The organism is Escherichia sp. WS1152 (assembly GCF_046487665.1).
In the GTDB taxonomy this organism is placed as follows: Bacteria; Pseudomonadota; Gammaproteobacteria; order Enterobacterales; family Enterobacteriaceae; genus Escherichia; species Escherichia coli.
In genome coordinates, this window is sequence record NZ_JBJQJA010000028.1 from 1 (window position 1) to 19,098 (window position 19,098).

A 19,098-nucleotide genomic window follows, 5' to 3' on the forward strand; every position below is an offset into this window, starting at 1 on the left:
CTACTTCCGTACTACTGACGTGACTGGTACCATCGAACTGCCGGAAGGCGTAGAGATGGTAATGCCGGGCGACAACATCAAAATGGTTGTTACCCTGATCCACCCGATCGCTATGGACGACGGTCTGCGTTTCGCAATCCGTGAAGGCGGCCGTACCGTTGGCGCGGGCGTTGTAGCAAAAGTTCTGAGCTAATTGCCGATAACATTTGACGCAATGCGCACTAAAAGGGCATCATTTGATGCCCTTTTTGCACGCTTTCGTACCAGAACCTGGCTCATCAGTGATTTTCTTTGTCATAATCATTGCTGAGACAGGCTCTGTTGAGGGCGTATAATCCGAAAAGCTAATACGCGTTTCGATTTGGTTTGCCTCGCGATCGCGGGGTGAAAATGTTTGTAGAATACTTCTGACAGGTTGGTTTATGAGTGCGAATACCGAAGCTCAAGGAAGCGGGCGCGGCCTGGAAGCGATGAAGTGGGTCGTTGTGGTGGCATTGCTCCTGGTGGCGATTGTCGGCAACTACCTTTATCGCGACATTATGCTGCCGCTGCGTGCGCTGGCCGTAGTAATTCTGATTGCTGCAGCGGGTGGTGTCGCGCTGTTAACGACAAAAGGTAAAGCTACCGTTGCTTTTGCCCGTGAAGCGCGTACCGAAGTCCGTAAGGTCATTTGGCCGACTCGCCAGGAAACATTGCACACCACGCTGATTGTGGCTGCGGTTACCGCAGTAATGTCACTGATCCTGTGGGGACTGGATGGTATTCTGGTTCGCCTGGTATCCTTTATCACTGGCCTGAGGTTCTGAGATGTCTGAAGCTCCTAAAAAGCGCTGGTACGTCGTTCAGGCGTTTTCCGGTTTTGAAGGCCGCGTAGCAACGTCGCTGCGTGAGCATATCAAATTACACAACATGGAAGATTTGTTTGGTGAAGTCATGGTACCAACCGAAGAAGTGGTTGAAATCCGTGGCGGTCAGCGTCGCAAAAGCGAACGTAAATTCTTCCCTGGCTACGTCCTCGTTCAGATGGTGATGAACGACGCGAGCTGGCACCTGGTGCGCAGCGTACCGCGTGTGATGGGCTTCATCGGCGGTACTTCCGATCGTCCTGCGCCAATCAGCGATAAAGAAGTCGATGCGATTATGAACCGCCTGCAGCAGGTTGGTGATAAGCCGCGTCCGAAAACGCTGTTTGAACCGGGTGAAATGGTCCGTGTTAATGATGGTCCGTTCGCTGACTTCAACGGTGTTGTTGAAGAAGTGGATTACGAGAAATCTCGTCTGAAAGTGTCTGTTTCTATCTTCGGTCGTGCGACCCCGGTAGAGCTGGACTTCAGCCAGGTTGAAAAAGCCTAACCCAGCGATCAAAAAAGCGGCGATTTAATCGTTGCACAAGGCGCGAGATTGGAATACAATTTCGCGCCTTTTGTTTTTATGGGCCTTGCCCGTAAAACGATTTTTTATATCACGGGGAGCCTCTCAGAGGCGTTATTACCCAACTTGAGGAATTTATAATGGCTAAGAAAGTACAAGCCTATGTCAAGCTGCAGGTTGCAGCTGGTATGGCTAACCCGAGTCCGCCAGTAGGTCCGGCTCTGGGTCAGCAGGGCGTAAACATCATGGAATTCTGCAAAGCGTTCAACGCAAAAACTGATTCCATCGAAAAAGGTCTGCCGATTCCGGTAGTAATCACCGTTTACGCTGACCGTTCTTTCACTTTCGTTACCAAGACTCCGCCGGCAGCAGTTCTGCTGAAAAAAGCGGCTGGTATCAAGTCTGGTTCCGGTAAGCCGAACAAAGACAAAGTGGGTAAAATTTCCCGCGCTCAGCTGCAGGAAATCGCGCAGACCAAAGCTGCCGACATGACTGGTGCCGACATTGAAGCGATGACTCGCTCCATCGAAGGTACTGCACGTTCCATGGGCCTGGTAGTGGAGGACTAAGAAATGGCTAAACTGACCAAGCGCATGCGTGTTATCCGCGAGAAAGTTGATGCAACTAAACAGTACGACATCAACGAAGCTATCGCTCTGCTGAAAGAGCTGGCGACTGCTAAATTCGTAGAAAGCGTGGACGTTGCTGTTAACCTCGGCATCGACGCTCGTAAATCTGACCAGAACGTACGTGGTGCAACTGTACTGCCGCACGGTACTGGCCGTTCCGTTCGCGTAGCCGTATTTACCCAGGGTGCAAACGCTGAAGCTGCTAAAGCTGCAGGTGCTGAACTGGTAGGTATGGAAGATCTGGCTGACCAGATCAAGAAAGGCGAAATGAACTTTGACGTTGTTATTGCTTCTCCGGATGCAATGCGCGTTGTTGGCCAGCTGGGCCAGGTTCTGGGTCCGCGCGGCCTGATGCCAAACCCGAAAGTGGGTACTGTAACGCCGAACGTTGCTGAAGCGGTTAAAAACGCTAAAGCTGGCCAGGTTCGTTACCGTAACGACAAAAACGGCATCATCCACACCACCATCGGTAAAGTGGACTTTGACGCTGACAAACTGAAAGAAAACCTGGAAGCTCTGCTGGTTGCGCTGAAAAAAGCAAAACCGACTCAGGCGAAAGGCGTGTACATCAAGAAAGTTAGCATCTCCACCACCATGGGTGCAGGTGTTGCAGTTGACCAGGCTGGCCTGAGCGCTTCTGTAAACTAATGCCTTTACGTGGGCGGTGATTTTGTCTACAATCTTACCCCCACGTATGCTAACGAAAGTTAGCAGCTAAAAAGATTTGTTCGTTGGAGCCTGGCCTATCCAGGCCTCCGTCGAAGACCGCAGGAGTTTCGCAAGAAACTTAATCCCCTGCGTAGACGGTGACAGAACGCTAAGATTATTCTTTTATATTCTGGCTTGTTTCTGCTCACCGTAATTAAGACGCTCTCTCCGTTTGGAGGAGTGAAGTGAGTTCCAGAGATTTTCTCTGGCAAACATCCAGGAGCAAAGCTAATGGCTTTAAATCTTCAAGACAAACAAGCGATTGTTGCTGAAGTCAGCGAAGTAGCCAAAGGCGCGCTGTCTGCAGTAGTTGCGGATTCCCGTGGCGTAACTGTAGATAAAATGACTGAACTGCGTAAAGCAGGTCGCGAAGCTGGCGTATACATGCGTGTTGTTCGTAACACCCTGCTGCGCCGTGCTGTTGAAGGTACTCCGTTCGAGTGCCTGAAAGACGCGTTTGTTGGTCCGACCCTGATTGCATACTCTATGGAACACCCGGGCGCTGCTGCTCGTCTGTTCAAAGAGTTCGCGAAAGCGAATGCAAAATTTGAGGTCAAAGCCGCTGCCTTTGAAGGTGAGCTGATCCCGGCGTCTCAGATCGACCGCCTGGCAACTCTGCCGACCTACGAAGAAGCAATTGCACGCCTGATGGCAACCATGAAAGAAGCTTCGGCTGGCAAACTGGTTCGTACTCTGGCTGCTGTACGCGATGCGAAAGAAGCTGCTTAATCGCAGTTATCTTTTTAACGCATTCGCTTACGTATAAACTTATTCTGATATTCAGGAACAATTTAAATGTCTATCACTAAAGATCAAATCATTGAAGCAGTTGCAGCTATGTCTGTAATGGACGTTGTAGAACTGATCTCTGCAATGGAAGAAAAATTCGGTGTTTCCGCTGCTGCTGCTGTAGCTGTAGCTGCTGGCCCGGTTGAAGCTGCTGAAGAAAAAACTGAATTCGACGTAATTCTGAAAGCTGCTGGCGCTAACAAAGTTGCTGTTATCAAAGCAGTACGTGGCGCAACTGGCCTGGGTCTGAAAGAAGCTAAAGACCTGGTAGAATCTGCACCGGCTGCTCTGAAAGAAGGCGTGAGCAAAGACGACGCAGAAGCACTGAAAAAAGCTCTGGAAGAAGCTGGCGCTGAAGTTGAAGTTAAATAAGCCAACCCTTCCGGTTGCAGCCTGAGAAATCAGGCTGATGGCTGGTGACTTTTTAGTCACCAGCCTTTTTGCGCTGTAAGGCGCCAGTAGCGTTTCACACTGTTTGACTACTGCTGTGCCTTTCAATGCTTGTTTCTATCGACGACTTAATATACTGCGACAGGACGTCCGTTCTGTGTAAATCGCAATGAAATGGTTTAAGCGTGATAGCAACAGGCATTGCGGAAAGTGTTCCATTTTCCGGTCAACAAAATAGTGTTGCACAAACTGTCCGCTCAATGGACAGATGGGTCGACTTGTCAGCGAGCTGAGGAACCCTATGGTTTACTCCTATACCGAGAAAAAACGTATTCGTAAGGATTTTGGTAAACGTCCACAAGTTCTGGATGTACCTTATCTCCTTTCTATCCAGCTTGACTCGTTTCAGAAATTTATCGAGCAAGATCCTGAAGGGCAGTATGGTCTGGAAGCTGCTTTCCGTTCCGTATTCCCGATTCAGAGCTACAGCGGTAATTCCGAGCTGCAATACGTCAGCTACCGCCTTGGCGAACCGGTGTTTGACGTCCAGGAATGTCAAATCCGTGGCGTGACCTATTCCGCACCGCTGCGCGTTAAACTGCGTCTGGTGATCTATGAGCGCGAAGCGCCGGAAGGCACCGTAAAAGACATTAAAGAACAAGAAGTCTACATGGGCGAAATTCCGCTCATGACAGACAACGGTACCTTTGTTATCAACGGTACTGAGCGTGTTATCGTTTCCCAGCTGCACCGTAGTCCGGGCGTCTTCTTTGACTCCGACAAAGGTAAAACCCACTCTTCGGGTAAAGTGCTGTATAACGCGCGCATCATCCCTTACCGTGGTTCCTGGCTGGACTTCGAATTCGATCCGAAGGACAACCTGTTCGTACGTATCGACCGTCGCCGTAAACTGCCTGCGACCATCATTCTGCGCGCCCTGAACTACACCACAGAGCAGATCCTCGACCTGTTCTTTGAAAAAGTTATCTTTGAAATCCGTGATAACAAGCTGCAGATGGAACTGGTGCCGGAACGCCTGCGTGGTGAAACCGCATCTTTTGACATCGAAGCTAACGGTAAAGTGTACGTAGAAAAAGGCCGCCGTATCACTGCGCGCCACATTCGCCAGCTGGAAAAAGACGACGTCAAACTGATCGAAGTCCCGGTTGAGTACATCGCGGGTAAAGTGGTTGCTAAAGACTATATTGATGAGTCTACCGGCGAGCTGATCTGCGCAGCGAACATGGAGCTGAGCCTGGATCTGCTGGCTAAGCTGAGCCAGTCTGGTCACAAGCGTATCGAAACGCTGTTCACCAACGACCTGGATCACGGCCCGTATATCTCTGAAACCTTACGTGTCGACCCAACTAACGACCGTCTGAGCGCACTGGTAGAAATCTACCGCATGATGCGCCCTGGCGAGCCGCCGACTCGTGAAGCAGCTGAAAGCCTGTTCGAGAACCTGTTCTTCTCTGAAGACCGTTATGACTTGTCTGCGGTTGGTCGTATGAAGTTCAACCGTTCTCTGCTGCGCGAAGAAATCGAAGGTTCCGGTATCCTGAGCAAAGACGACATCATTGATGTTATGAAAAAGCTCATCGATATCCGTAACGGTAAAGGTGAAGTCGATGATATCGACCACCTCGGCAACCGTCGTATCCGTTCCGTTGGCGAAATGGCGGAAAACCAGTTCCGCGTTGGCCTGGTACGTGTAGAGCGTGCGGTGAAAGAGCGTCTGTCTCTGGGCGATCTGGATACCCTGATGCCTCAGGATATGATCAACGCCAAGCCGATTTCCGCAGCAGTGAAAGAGTTCTTCGGTTCCAGCCAGCTGTCTCAGTTTATGGACCAGAACAACCCGCTGTCTGAGATTACGCACAAACGTCGTATCTCCGCACTCGGCCCAGGCGGTCTGACCCGTGAACGTGCAGGCTTCGAAGTTCGAGACGTACACCCGACTCACTACGGTCGCGTATGTCCAATCGAAACCCCTGAAGGTCCGAACATCGGTCTGATCAACTCTCTGTCCGTGTACGCACAGACTAACGAATACGGCTTCCTTGAGACTCCGTATCGTAAAGTGACCGACGGTGTTGTAACTGACGAAATTCACTACCTGTCTGCTATCGAAGAAGGCAACTACGTTATCGCCCAGGCGAACTCCAACCTGGATGAAGAAGGCCACTTCGTAGAAGACCTGGTAACCTGCCGTAGCAAAGGCGAATCCAGCTTGTTCAGCCGCGACCAGGTTGACTACATGGACGTATCCACCCAGCAGGTGGTATCCGTCGGTGCGTCCCTGATCCCGTTCCTGGAACACGATGACGCCAACCGTGCATTGATGGGTGCGAACATGCAACGTCAGGCCGTTCCGACTCTGCGTGCTGATAAGCCGCTGGTTGGTACTGGTATGGAACGTGCTGTTGCCGTTGACTCCGGTGTAACTGCGGTAGCTAAACGTGGTGGTGTCGTTCAGTACGTGGATGCTTCCCGTATCGTTATCAAAGTTAACGAAGACGAGATGTATCCGGGTGAAGCAGGTATCGACATCTACAACCTGACCAAATACACCCGTTCTAACCAGAACACCTGTATCAACCAGATGCCGTGTGTGTCTCTGGGTGAACCGGTTGAACGTGGCGACGTGCTGGCAGACGGTCCGTCCACCGACCTCGGTGAACTGGCGCTTGGTCAGAACATGCGCGTAGCGTTCATGCCGTGGAATGGTTACAACTTCGAAGACTCCATCCTCGTATCCGAGCGTGTTGTTCAGGAAGACCGTTTCACCACCATCCACATTCAGGAACTGGCGTGTGTGTCCCGTGACACCAAGCTGGGGCCGGAAGAGATCACCGCTGACATCCCGAACGTGGGTGAAGCTGCGCTCTCCAAACTGGATGAATCCGGTATCGTTTACATTGGTGCGGAAGTGACCGGTGGCGACATTCTGGTTGGTAAGGTAACGCCGAAAGGTGAAACTCAGCTGACCCCAGAAGAAAAACTGCTGCGTGCGATCTTCGGTGAGAAAGCCTCTGACGTTAAAGACTCTTCTCTGCGCGTACCAAACGGTGTATCCGGTACGGTTATCGACGTTCAGGTCTTTACTCGCGATGGCGTAGAAAAAGACAAACGTGCGCTGGAAATCGAAGAAATGCAGCTCAAACAGGCGAAGAAAGACCTGTCTGAAGAACTGCAGATCCTCGAAGCGGGTCTGTTCAGCCGTATCCGTGCTGTGCTGGTAGCCGGTGGCGTTGAAGCTGAGAAGCTCGACAAACTGCCGCGCGATCGCTGGCTGGAGCTGGGCCTGACCGACGAAGAGAAACAAAATCAGCTGGAACAGCTGGCTGAGCAGTATGACGAACTGAAACACGAGTTCGAGAAGAAACTCGAAGCGAAACGCCGCAAAATCACCCAGGGCGACGATCTGGCACCGGGCGTGCTGAAGATTGTTAAGGTATATCTGGCGGTTAAACGCCGTATCCAGCCTGGTGACAAGATGGCAGGTCGTCACGGTAACAAGGGTGTAATTTCTAAGATCAACCCGATCGAAGATATGCCTTACGATGAAAACGGTACGCCGGTAGACATCGTACTGAACCCGCTGGGCGTACCGTCTCGTATGAACATCGGTCAGATCCTCGAAACCCACTTGGGTATGGCTGCGAAAGGTATCGGCGACAAGATCAACGCCATGCTGAAACAGCAGCAGGAAGTCGCGAAACTGCGTGAATTCATCCAGCGTGCGTACGATCTGGGCGCTGACGTTCGTCAGAAAGTTGACCTGAGTACCTTCAGCGATGAAGAAGTTATGCGTCTGGCTGAAAACCTGCGCAAAGGTATGCCAATCGCAACGCCGGTGTTCGACGGTGCGAAAGAAGCAGAAATTAAAGAGCTGCTGAAACTTGGCGACCTGCCGACTTCTGGTCAGATCCGCCTGTACGACGGCCGCACTGGTGAACAGTTCGAACGTCCGGTAACCGTTGGTTACATGTACATGCTGAAACTGAACCACCTGGTCGACGACAAGATGCACGCGCGTTCCACCGGTTCTTACAGCCTGGTTACTCAGCAGCCGCTGGGTGGTAAGGCACAGTTCGGTGGTCAGCGTTTCGGGGAGATGGAAGTGTGGGCGCTGGAAGCATACGGCGCAGCATACACCCTGCAGGAAATGCTCACCGTTAAGTCTGATGACGTGAACGGTCGTACTAAGATGTATAAAAACATCGTGGACGGCAACCATCAGATGGAGCCGGGCATGCCAGAATCCTTCAACGTATTGTTGAAAGAGATTCGTTCGCTGGGTATCAACATCGAACTGGAAGACGAGTAATTCTCGCTCAAACAGGTCACTGCTGTCGGGGTAAAACCCGGCAGCGGATTGTGCTAACTCCGACGGGAGCAAATCCGTGAAAGATTTATTAAAGTTTCTGAAAGCGCAGACTAAAACCGAAGAGTTTGATGCGATCAAAATTGCTCTGGCTTCGCCAGACATGATCCGTTCATGGTCTTTCGGTGAAGTTAAAAAGCCGGAAACCATCAACTACCGTACGTTCAAACCAGAACGTGACGGCCTTTTCTGCGCCCGTATCTTTGGGCCGGTAAAAGATTACGAGTGCCTGTGCGGTAAGTACAAGCGCCTGAAACACCGTGGCGTCATCTGTGAGAAGTGTGGCGTTGAAGTGACCCAGACTAAAGTACGCCGTGAGCGTATGGGCCACATCGAACTGGCTTCCCCGACTGCGCACATCTGGTTCCTGAAATCGCTGCCGTCCCGTATCGGCCTGCTGCTCGATATGCCGCTGCGCGATATCGAACGCGTACTGTACTTCGAATCCTATGTGGTTATCGAAGGCGGTATGACCAACCTGGAACGTCAGCAGATCCTGACTGAAGAGCAGTATCTGGACGCGCTGGAAGAGTTCGGTGACGAATTCGACGCGAAAATGGGTGCGGAAGCAATCCAGGCCCTGCTGAAGAGCATGGATCTGGAGCAAGAGTGCGAACAGCTGCGTGAAGAGCTGAACGAAACCAACTCCGAAACCAAGCGTAAAAAGCTGACCAAGCGTATCAAACTGCTGGAAGCGTTCGTTCAGTCTGGTAACAAACCAGAGTGGATGATCCTGACCGTTCTGCCGGTACTGCCGCCAGATCTGCGTCCGCTGGTTCCGCTGGATGGTGGTCGTTTCGCGACTTCTGACCTGAACGATCTGTATCGTCGCGTCATTAACCGTAACAACCGTCTGAAACGTCTGCTGGATCTGGCTGCGCCGGATATCATCGTACGTAACGAAAAACGTATGCTGCAGGAAGCGGTAGACGCTCTGTTGGATAACGGTCGTCGCGGTCGTGCGATCACTGGTTCTAACAAGCGTCCTCTGAAATCTTTGGCCGACATGATCAAAGGTAAACAGGGTCGTTTCCGTCAGAACCTGCTCGGTAAGCGTGTTGACTACTCCGGTCGTTCTGTAATCACCGTAGGTCCATACCTGCGTCTGCATCAGTGCGGTCTGCCGAAGAAAATGGCGCTGGAGCTGTTCAAACCGTTCATCTACGGCAAGCTTGAACTGCGTGGTCTTGCTACCACCATTAAAGCTGCGAAGAAAATGGTTGAGCGCGAAGAAGCTGTCGTTTGGGATATCCTGGACGAAGTTATCCGCGAACACCCGGTACTGCTGAACCGTGCACCGACTCTGCACCGTCTGGGTATCCAGGCATTTGAACCGGTACTGATCGAAGGTAAAGCTATCCAGCTGCACCCGCTGGTTTGTGCGGCATATAACGCCGACTTCGATGGTGACCAGATGGCTGTTCACGTACCGCTGACGCTGGAAGCCCAGCTGGAAGCGCGTGCGCTGATGATGTCTACCAACAACATCCTGTCCCCGGCGAACGGCGAACCAATCATCGTTCCGTCTCAGGACGTTGTACTGGGTCTGTACTACATGACTCGTGACTGTGTTAACGCCAAAGGCGAAGGCATGGTGCTGACTGGCCCGAAAGAAGCAGAACGTCTGTATCGCTCTGGTCTGGCTTCTCTGCATGCGCGCGTTAAAGTGCGTATCACCGAGTATGAAAAAGATGCTAACGGTGAATTAGTAGCGAAAACCAGCCTGAAAGACACGACTGTTGGCCGTGCCATTCTGTGGATGATTGTACCGAAAGGTCTGCCTTACTCCATCGTCAACCAGGCGCTGGGTAAAAAAGCAATCTCCAAAATGCTGAACACCTGCTACCGCATTCTCGGTCTGAAACCGACCGTTATTTTTGCGGACCAGATCATGTACACCGGCTTTGCCTATGCAGCGCGTTCTGGTGCATCTGTTGGTATCGATGACATGGTCATCCCGGAGAAGAAACACGAAATCATCTCCGAGGCAGAAGCAGAAGTTGCTGAAATTCAGGAGCAGTTCCAGTCTGGTCTGGTAACTGCGGGCGAACGCTACAACAAAGTTATCGATATCTGGGCTGCGGCGAACGATCGTGTATCCAAAGCGATGATGGATAACCTGCAAACTGAAACCGTGATTAACCGTGACGGTCAGGAAGAGAAGCAGGTTTCCTTCAACAGCATCTACATGATGGCCGACTCCGGTGCGCGTGGTTCTGCGGCACAGATTCGTCAGCTTGCTGGTATGCGTGGTCTGATGGCGAAGCCGGATGGCTCCATCATCGAAACGCCAATCACCGCGAACTTCCGTGAAGGTCTGAACGTACTCCAGTACTTCATCTCCACCCACGGTGCTCGTAAAGGTCTGGCGGATACCGCACTGAAAACTGCGAACTCCGGTTACCTGACTCGTCGTCTGGTTGACGTGGCGCAGGACCTGGTGGTTACCGAAGACGATTGTGGTACCCATGAAGGTATCATGATGACTCCGGTTATCGAAGGTGGTGACGTTAAAGAGCCGCTGCGCGATCGCGTACTGGGTCGTGTAACTGCTGAAGACGTTCTGAAGCCGGGTACTGCTGATATCCTCGTTCCGCGCAACACGCTGCTGCACGAACAGTGGTGTGACCTGCTGGAAGAGAACTCTGTCGACGCGGTTAAAGTACGTTCTGTTGTATCTTGTGACACCGACTTTGGTGTATGTGCGCACTGCTACGGTCGTGACCTGGCGCGTGGCCACATCATCAACAAGGGTGAAGCAATCGGTGTTATCGCGGCACAGTCCATCGGTGAACCGGGTACACAGCTGACCATGCGTACGTTCCACATCGGTGGTGCGGCATCTCGTGCGGCTGCTGAATCCAGCATCCAGGTGAAAAACAAAGGTAGCATCAAGCTCAGCAACGTGAAGTCGGTTGTGAACTCCAGCGGTAAACTGGTTATCACTTCCCGTAACACCGAACTGAAACTGATCGACGAATTCGGTCGTACCAAAGAAAGCTACAAAGTGCCTTACGGTGCGGTACTGGCAAAAGGCGATGGCGAACAGGTTGCTGGCGGCGAAACCGTTGCAAACTGGGACCCGCACACCATGCCGGTTATCACCGAAGTAAGCGGTTTTGTACGCTTTACTGACATGATCGACGGCCAGACCATTACGCGTCAGACCGACGAATTGACCGGTCTGTCTTCGCTGGTGGTTCTGGATTCCGCAGAACGTACCGCAGGTGGTAAAGATCTGCGTCCGGCACTGAAAATCGTTGATGCTCAGGGTAACGACGTTCTGATCCCTGGTACCGATATGCCTGCGCAGTACTTCCTGCCGGGTAAAGCGATTGTTCAGCTGGAAGATGGCGTACAGATCAGCTCTGGTGACACCCTGGCGCGTATTCCGCAGGAATCCGGCGGTACCAAGGACATCACCGGTGGTCTGCCGCGCGTTGCGGACCTGTTCGAAGCACGTCGTCCGAAAGAGCCGGCAATCCTGGCTGAAATCAGCGGTATCGTTTCCTTCGGTAAAGAAACCAAAGGTAAACGTCGTCTGGTTATCACCCCGGTAGACGGTAGCGATCCGTACGAAGAGATGATTCCGAAATGGCGTCAGCTCAACGTGTTCGAAGGTGAACGTGTAGAACGTGGTGACGTAATTTCCGACGGTCCGGAAGCGCCGCACGACATTCTGCGTCTGCGTGGTGTTCATGCTGTGACTCGTTACATCGTTAACGAAGTACAGGACGTATACCGTCTGCAGGGCGTTAAGATTAACGATAAACACATCGAAGTTATCGTTCGTCAGATGCTGCGTAAAGCTACCATCGTTAACGCGGGCAGCTCCGACTTCCTGGAAGGCGAACAGGTTGAATACTCTCGCGTCAAGATCGCAAACCGCGAACTGGAAGCGAACGGCAAAGTGGGTGCAACTTACTCCCGCGATCTGCTGGGTATCACCAAAGCGTCTCTGGCAACCGAGTCCTTCATCTCCGCGGCATCGTTCCAGGAGACCACTCGCGTGCTGACCGAAGCAGCCGTTGCGGGCAAACGCGACGAACTGCGCGGCCTGAAAGAGAACGTTATCGTGGGTCGTCTGATCCCGGCAGGTACCGGTTACGCGTACCACCAGGATCGTATGCGTCGCCGTGCTGCGGGTGATGCTCCGGCTGCACCGCAGGTGACTGCAGAAGACGCATCTGCCAGCCTGGCAGAACTGCTGAACGCAGGTCTGGGCGGTTCTGATAACGAGTAATCGTTAATCCGCAAATAACGTAAAAACCCGCTTCGGCGGGTTTTTTTATGGGGGGAGTTTAGGGAAAGAGCATTTGTCAGAATATTTAAGGAATTTCTGAATACTCATAATCAATGTAGAGATGACTAATATCCTGAAACTGACTGAACTAATTGAGTCAAACTCGGCAAGGATTCGATACTATTCCTGTGTAACTTTCTTAAGGAACGAGAATGAAACAGGAAGTGGAAAAGTGGCGACCTTTTGGACATCCGGATGGTGATATTCGTGATTTATCATTTCTTGATGCTCATCAGGCTGTCTACGTTCAGCATCATGAGGGCAAAGAGCCTTTAGAGTATCGCTTTTGGGTTACCTACTCTCTTCACTGCTTCACAAAAGATTATGAACATCAGACGAACGAAGAAAAACAATCGTTAATGTACCACGCGCCTAAAGAATCTTGTCCCTTCTGCCAGCACCGTTATAACTTAGCGCGCACACACTTAAAAAGAACTATTTTGGCGCTGCCAGAAAGCAACGTTATTCATGCCGGGTATGGTAGCTATGCCGTGATTGAGGTGGACTTAGACGGAGGAGATAAGGCATTTTACTTTGTTGCGTTCAGGGCTTTCAGGGAAAAGAAAAAACTCCGTTTGCATGTAACTAGCGCTTATCCCATTTCTGAAAAACAGAAAGGTAAATCAGTGAAATTTTTCACCATTGCCTACAACTTATTGAGAAATAAGCAGCTTCCTCAGCCCTCAAAATAACAAAACCCACCTTAAGGTGGGTTTCGCCAGAGAATTATCTCTGGTATTCAGAACGCCATTACCGGACTTTGCCTTGACCTTGCGATAATCGCAGGTTGCGGGATGTCTGAATTTCTTCAGTCTGCTGCATCCTGGAAGATGAGAACATGTGTTCTTATTTTCGTCTCTATCATAGTTGAGTATTTACTCTCTTACAATCAGATCTCTTTCATTGCTCAACAGGCGATGGCTTCAGACTTTGCATTACGGAATTTTTAAGAAAGGCAGGGCGAAACGAGGAAGAAGCTTTTCGCCCTGGACAACATTCCTGCTGACGGCACTACCATAAAAAAACACAACGCTTTCAACAACCTTGCGTTTTTCATCTTCCGTAGCGGCTCGGAATAAATTTACGTCCTTACATTCCGTCTCATAGTCTTTGCGAGGCGCGTCCCAGATAGCTGTCCCAGTCTTTCCATACCGGCTGCAAACCCTGAGCGGTTAACGCGGCAGCAACCGCTTCCGGTCTGCGATCGTCGTGCGGTGAGAACTGTTCCAGCTCGGGGTGATTGTCGGCATAGCCACCTGGCTGCGTTTTCGAAAAAGCGCTGACGTTATTAATTGCCAGCGGAATAACGCGATCGCGAAACCACGGTGATTCCCGCGTGGAGAGTGACAGTTCAATCTCCGGTGCAAGCAGCCGGAAGGCGCAGATGGTTTGCACTAACTGGCGTTCATCCATAATCGACGCAGGCTCAATGCCGCCAGTACATGGACGCAGGCGTGGGAAGGAGACAGAGTAGCGGCTTTGCCAGTAGTGCTGTTGCAGCCATAGCAAATGTTCTGCAACCATATAGCAGTCAACGCGCCAGCTGTCGGAAAGGCCAATTAGCGCGCCGAGGCCTATCTTATCAATCCCCGCACGGCCCAGCCGATCCGGCGTTTCCAGCCGCCAGAAGAAGTCCTGTTTTCTGCCTTTCAGATGATGGCGGGCATAAGCCGCCTCGTGATATGTCTCCTGATAAACCATCACGCCATCCAGACCAAGTTGCTTTAACTCGGCGTATTCCGTCTCCGCCAGCGGCTGTACTTCCATCTGTAGTGAAGAGAACTGTTCACGCAGGGCAGGGAGATGACGACGAAAGTAATCCATCCCCACTTTCGCCTGATGTTCACCGGTGACTAAAAGCAGATGTTCAAAGCCCATCTCCCGTATAGCGGTGCTTTCCCTGGCAATATCCGCTTCGTCCAGCGTTTTGCGCTTGATGCGATTACTCATGGAAAATCCGCAGTACGTGCAGTCGTTAGCGCAAAGATTGGAAAGATAAAGCGGGACGTAGAAACTAACTGTGTTGCCAAAACGCTGACGGGTCAGGCGCTGCGCCCGTTGGGCCAGTGGTTCCAGATAGCCACTGGCGGCTGGCGATAACAGCGCCATCATGTCGTCGCGGGTGAGTTGCGAGGCATTTAGCGCCCGCTCTACGTCAGCAGCCGTTTTGCCGTTGATACGCAGGCGGATGTCGTCCCAGTCCAGTTGTCGCCAGCGATTGCTGAAGGTTTTCATGCCGATGCCTCCAGAAATCCGGTCAGCGGGCTGGTGGCATGAGCAAAATAACTGCGGCTGCCCGGTCCGGCCTGACGTGCCAGCAGGCCTGCTTCTACCGCCAGACGAAATGCCTTCGCCATGTTGACGGGATCGTCCGCGACGGCAATTGCCGTATTCACTAACACCGCGTCGGCCCCCATTTCCAGCGCCTGCGCGGCATGGCTGGGAACGCCGATGCCAGCATCGACAACCACCGGCACTGTGGCCTGCTGGATAATAATCTCCAGCATGGCGCGGGTTTCCAGTCCCTGATTCGAGCCAATCGGCGCGCCGAGCGGCATCACCGCTGCACAGCCGACTTCTTCCAGACGTTTACACAATACCGGATCGGCCCCGCAGTAAGGCAGCACGACAAATCCCTGTTGTACCAGCGTTTCGGCGGCTTTCAGGGTTTCGATGGGATCGGGCAACAGCCAGCGGGCGTCAGGGTGAATCTCCAATTTTAGCCAGCTTGTGCCTAACGCTTCACGTGCCAGATGGGCGGCGAAAATGGCTTCTTCCGCTGTTTTCGCCCCGGAAGTATTCGGCAGCAGGGTCACACCCGCCGCGATAAGCGGTTCGAGGATAGCGTCGTTGTGCTGGCGCAAGTCGACACGTTTCATCGCCAGTGTCACCAGCTGGCTGCCGGAAGCGCGGATTGCCTCTACCATCAGTTGTGAAGAGGCGAATTTCCCGGTGCCGGTAAACAGATGTGAATCAAACGTTTTGTCCGCAATACGTAACATCTCAACCCCCTGCAATAACCTGAAAAAGCAGGATCTGGTCGCCATCCTGCACGATATGTTGCGTCCACTGCTCACGTGGGACGATTTGCTGATTAATCGCCAGAGCCGCGCCCGCTTGTCGTTGGTCGAGTTGCTCCAGTAGTTCGTGAACAGTTTGCCCGGCGGCGCACTGCATCGGTTGATCGTTAAACAGGATCTGCATTGCTTCCTCCGCATACCGGGCAACCACTGGCGCGGCGCAACGCCAGGCTGCGCCACTGGCTCGACTTACCGTCGAACAGTCGGAGTTCTCCCGCAGGCGTCTCTATACCGCTTAATAACTTAATGGCTTCCAGTGCCTGCAAAGTGCCCATAACCCCGACCACCGGGCCAACCACGCCCGCCGTGCGGCAGTTGCGTTCTGGCTCCTGGTTATCTGGCCACAGGCAGCGGTAACACCCCTGCTCCCAGGGCGGCGTCAGTACCATCAACTGACCGCCAAATCCGACCGCGCTGGCGGTGATAAGCGGCGTGTTGAGTGCCACGCAGGCGGCATTAATCTCCTGGCGAGTCGCCATATTGTCGGTACAGTCGAGCACCACATCGGCTTGTGCAACCGCATCTTTTAACGCCTCACCCGTTAACCGTTGTTGTAATGCTGTCAGTTGAATATCGGGATTCAACTGTGTCAGTCGCTGATGGCTGACCTGCGATTTCGGGCGATCGATATCTTCAGTGGTAAAGAGGATTTGTCGTTGCAGATTGCTTAAATGCACATCGTCGTCATCTGCCAGTACCAGCGTCCCGACGCCAGCGCCCGCCAGGTATAGCGCAGCAGGTGTACCCAGCCCGCCAAGACCGATAATCAGCACCTGGCTGTCGAGCAGTTTTTGCTGCCCGTCAAGAGCGATATCGTCGAGCAGGATTTGGCGGCTATAACGCATAAAATCACGGTCATTCATCGCCAACTCCTGCAATTTCCAGCAACTGTGCCGTTGCCAAACGCCAGTCTGCGGTTTGAGTAATGGCGCTGACGACGGCGATACTGCCGACACCCGTTGCTATCACCGCAGGCGCACGCGCCAGACTGATACCGCCAATCGCCACGGTGGGATAATCCGCCAGGCGCTCAACATGCCGTGCCAGCTGTTCCAGCCCCTGCGGTGCAGAAGGCATCTGTTTGGTTTGCGTCGGGAACACATGTCCCAGCGCGATATAAGAGGGGCGTGCTGCCAGCGCGACGTCGATTTCCATATCGTCATGTGTCGAAACGCCCAGCCGCAGGCCTGCCGCGCGGATGGCATTGAGATCGGTGGCTTGCAAATCTTCCTGCCCCAAATGGACGCCATACGCCTGATGCTTGATCGCCAGCCGCCAGTAATCGTTGATAAACAATCGCGCGTTATAGCGGCGGCCCAGCGCAATTGCCGCCACGACATCGGCTTCCACCTCTTCATCGCGCCGATCTTTGATGCGTAGCTGGAGAGTACGTACGCCTGCATCCAACAGACGTTCGATCCACTGTACGCTGTCCACCACCGGGTACAGTCCTAAACGAAAAGGTACAGGAGGAAAATCAGGCTGATACATCACGCTTCCTCCTTACGCAGGTAGATTTCTCCGCCTCTGGCACGGAAGTTCTCCGACATATCCGCCATTCCCATTTCAATAGTTTGCGTGGCGGCGTAATCACGCACTTCCTGGCTGATTTTCATCGAGCAAAATTTCGGTCCACACATGGAGCAAAAATGGGCGACTTTGCCGGACTCTTGGGGCAGGGTTTCATCGTGATAAGCGCGGGCGGTAAACGGGTCGAGGGCCAGATTAAACTGGTCTTCCCAGCGAAATTCGAAGCGGGCTTTCGACATGGCGTTATCGCGAATTTGCGCGCCCGGATGCCCTTTCGCCAGGTCAGCGGCGTGGGCGGCAATCTTATAGGTGATAAGCCCCTGCTTAACATCTTCTTTATTAGGCAGACCCAGATGCTCTTTTGGCGTTACGTAACAGAGCATCGCGCAGCCAAACCAGCCAATCATCGCCGCACCAATCCCCGACGTGAAGTGGTCATAGCCCGGCGCAATATCGGTAGTTAGCGGCCCCAGAGTGTAAAACGGCGCTTCGTGGCAGTGCTCTAACTCCTCGGTCATATTGCGGCGGATCATCTGCATCGGCACGTGGCCTGGGCCTTCAATCATCACCTGCACGTCATATTCCCAGGCAATTTTGGTCAGTTCGCCCAGCGTATGCAGCTCGGCAAACTGTGCTTCATCGTTGGCGTCCTGAATAGAACCGGGGCGCAGACCGTCGCCCAGCGACAGCGAAACGTCATAAGCGGCACAGATTTCACAAATTTCGCGGAAGTGTTGATAGAGGAAATTTTCCTGATGATGGGAGAGGCACCATTTCGCCATAATCGAACCGCCGCGCGAGACGATACCGGTCAGGCGTTTCGCGGTCATCGGCACATAGCGCAGCAGCACCCCCGCATGGATAGTGAAGTAATCCACACCTTGCTCGGCCTGTTCCAGCAGCGTGTCGCGGAACGCTTCCCAGGTAAGATCTTCGGCGATCCCGTTAACCTTCTCCAGCGCCTGGTAGATCGGCACTGTACCGATCGGCACCGGGCTGTTACGCAAAATCCACTCGCGGGTTTCGTGAATATAGCGACCGGTGGAGAGATCCATCACCGTATCCGCTCCCCAGCGCGTGGACCATACCAGCTTTTCCACTTCTTCTTCGATGGAAGAGGTGACCGCCGAGTTGCCGATATTGGCGTTAACTTTTACCAGGAAATTGCGACCAATAATCATCGGCTCCGATTCCGGATGATTAATGTTGGCCGGGATAATCGCACGTCCGGCAGCAACTTCATCACGGACAAATTCCGCAGTGATATTTTCCGGCAGACGTGCGCCAAAGCTCATTCCCGGATGCTGGTGGCGTAAAACTTCGCTACGGATGCGCTCGCGGCCCATATTCTCGCGGATGGCGATGAATTCCATTTCCGGCGTGATGATGCCCTGGCGGGCGTAGTGCAGTTGGGTGACACGGCGTCCTGCTTTGGCGCGTTTTGGTGTTAGTACGCCGCTAAAACGCAGTTCGTCGAGGCCATCATCTGCCAGCCGCGCTTTAGTGTAATCGGAACTGCGCACGGTAAGTTCTTCGGTATCGCCGCGCGCATCGATCCACGGCTGGCGTAGTTTTGCCAGCCCTTGCTGCACGTTAATGGCAATCTGCGGATCACCATACGGGCCGGAGGTGTCGTAGACCGGAATCGCTTCGTTTTCTTCGTACTGCGGCTGTTCTTTGCTACCGCCAATTAGCGTCGGGCTAAGCTGGATCTCACGCATCGGCACGCGCACGCCGGGGTGTGTGCCAGTGATATAAATGCGTTTTGAGTTGGGAAAGGCGGTGCCTTCCAGGGTGTCGATAAAATGTTGGGCCCGGGCGCGTTGTTCGCGGCGGGTCAGTTTTGTTGCAGACATAGCTCATTCCAAAAAGTTAAGGACGTGGCTTGTCAGACGACGGATGAAGCAAGAG

The 19,098-nt window shown here is 52.9% G+C and carries 15 protein-coding genes and 1 pseudogene; 10 read left to right on the plus strand and 6 right to left on the minus strand.

Annotated elements, in window-relative coordinates; translation table 11 throughout:
• The 10 genes and pseudogenes from tuf to ACJHW7_RS23505 all read left to right on the plus strand — a co-directional run.
• A pseudogene (gene tuf / locus ACJHW7_RS23460) lies at nucleotides 1-193 on the plus strand (elongation factor Tu); the annotation flags it as partial.
• A 229-nt stretch (nucleotides 194-422) separates the two neighbouring features.
• On the plus strand, nucleotides 423-806 hold the full coding sequence (secE, locus tag ACJHW7_RS23465) for a preprotein translocase subunit SecE (protein ID WP_001275702.1): 384 nt from the start codon (nucleotides 423-425) through the stop codon (nucleotides 804-806).
• A gap of 1 nt (nucleotide 807) precedes the next feature.
• Nucleotides 808-1,353 carry a transcription termination/antitermination protein NusG gene (nusG, locus tag ACJHW7_RS23470; RefSeq protein ID WP_001287516.1) on the plus strand — a complete coding sequence of 182 codons (546 nt, stop codon included), beginning with the start codon at nucleotides 808-810 and terminating at the stop codon, nucleotides 1,351-1,353.
• Between the two features lie 158 nt (nucleotides 1,354-1,511).
• Nucleotides 1,512-1,940, plus strand: a complete 429-nt coding sequence (gene rplK / locus ACJHW7_RS23475) for a 50S ribosomal protein L11 (protein ID WP_001085926.1) — start codon at nucleotides 1,512-1,514, stop codon at nucleotides 1,938-1,940.
• Between the two features lie 3 nt (nucleotides 1,941-1,943).
• Nucleotides 1,944-2,648, plus strand: a complete 705-nt coding sequence (rplA, locus tag ACJHW7_RS23480; protein WP_001096684.1) for a 50S ribosomal protein L1 — start codon at nucleotides 1,944-1,946, stop codon at nucleotides 2,646-2,648.
• Between the two features lie 291 nt (nucleotides 2,649-2,939).
• Complete coding sequence (gene rplJ, locus ACJHW7_RS23485) at nucleotides 2,940-3,437, plus strand: 50S ribosomal protein L10 (protein ID WP_001207201.1); 498 nt, start codon at nucleotides 2,940-2,942, stop codon at nucleotides 3,435-3,437.
• A 66-nt stretch (nucleotides 3,438-3,503) separates the two neighbouring features.
• Nucleotides 3,504-3,869 (plus strand): 50S ribosomal protein L7/L12, encoded by a 366-nt coding sequence (gene rplL / locus ACJHW7_RS23490; protein WP_000028878.1) that lies wholly within the window; start codon nucleotides 3,504-3,506, stop codon nucleotides 3,867-3,869.
• Between the two features lie 319 nt (nucleotides 3,870-4,188).
• On the plus strand, nucleotides 4,189-8,217 hold the full coding sequence (rpoB, locus tag ACJHW7_RS23495) for a DNA-directed RNA polymerase subunit beta (RefSeq protein WP_000263098.1): 4,029 nt from the start codon (nucleotides 4,189-4,191) through the stop codon (nucleotides 8,215-8,217).
• Nucleotides 8,218-8,293: 76 nt separating this feature from the next.
• Nucleotides 8,294-12,517 (plus strand): DNA-directed RNA polymerase subunit beta', encoded by a 4,224-nt coding sequence (gene rpoC / locus ACJHW7_RS23500; protein WP_021557401.1) that lies wholly within the window; start codon nucleotides 8,294-8,296, stop codon nucleotides 12,515-12,517.
• A gap of 212 nt (nucleotides 12,518-12,729) precedes the next feature.
• Nucleotides 12,730-13,269 carry a heat-shock protein C gene (locus ACJHW7_RS23505; protein WP_021557402.1) on the plus strand — a complete coding sequence of 180 codons (540 nt, stop codon included), beginning with the start codon at nucleotides 12,730-12,732 and terminating at the stop codon, nucleotides 13,267-13,269.
• A 409-nt stretch (nucleotides 13,270-13,678) separates the two neighbouring features.
• Here the strand turns inward: ACJHW7_RS23505 and thiH are convergent, their stop codons facing one another.
• The 6 genes from thiH to thiC are packed head-to-tail and all read right to left on the minus strand — an operon-like array spanning nucleotide 13,679 to nucleotide 19,043.
• On the minus strand, nucleotides 13,679-14,812 hold the full coding sequence (thiH, locus tag ACJHW7_RS23510) for a 2-iminoacetate synthase ThiH (RefSeq protein ID WP_040235142.1): 1,134 nt from the start codon (nucleotides 14,810-14,812) through the stop codon (nucleotides 13,679-13,681).
• Nucleotides 14,809-15,579: a thiazole synthase gene (gene thiG, locus ACJHW7_RS23515; protein WP_021557404.1), complete on the minus strand. Its 771-nt coding sequence runs from the start codon at nucleotides 15,577-15,579 to the stop codon at nucleotides 14,809-14,811. The genes thiH and thiG overlap by 4 nt, the downstream gene beginning before the upstream one ends.
• A 1-nt stretch (nucleotide 15,580) precedes the next feature.
• Nucleotides 15,581-15,781: a sulfur carrier protein ThiS gene (thiS, locus tag ACJHW7_RS23520; RefSeq protein WP_001166232.1), complete on the minus strand. Its 201-nt coding sequence runs from the start codon at nucleotides 15,779-15,781 to the stop codon at nucleotides 15,581-15,583.
• On the minus strand, nucleotides 15,765-16,520 hold the full coding sequence (thiF, locus tag ACJHW7_RS23525; RefSeq protein ID WP_001318171.1) for a thiazole biosynthesis adenylyltransferase ThiF: 756 nt from the start codon (nucleotides 16,518-16,520) through the stop codon (nucleotides 15,765-15,767). The genes thiS and thiF overlap by 17 nt, the downstream gene beginning before the upstream one ends.
• Nucleotides 16,513-17,148 carry a thiamine phosphate synthase gene (gene thiE / locus ACJHW7_RS23530; RefSeq protein WP_021557405.1) on the minus strand — a complete coding sequence of 212 codons (636 nt, stop codon included), beginning with the start codon at nucleotides 17,146-17,148 and terminating at the stop codon, nucleotides 16,513-16,515. The genes thiF and thiE overlap by 8 nt, the downstream gene beginning before the upstream one ends.
• Nucleotides 17,148-19,043, minus strand: a complete 1,896-nt coding sequence (thiC, locus tag ACJHW7_RS23535) for a phosphomethylpyrimidine synthase ThiC (RefSeq protein ID WP_001276928.1) — start codon at nucleotides 19,041-19,043, stop codon at nucleotides 17,148-17,150. Before thiC ends, thiE begins: the two co-directional genes overlap by 1 nt.
• Between the last annotated feature and the right edge of the window lie 55 nt (nucleotides 19,044-19,098).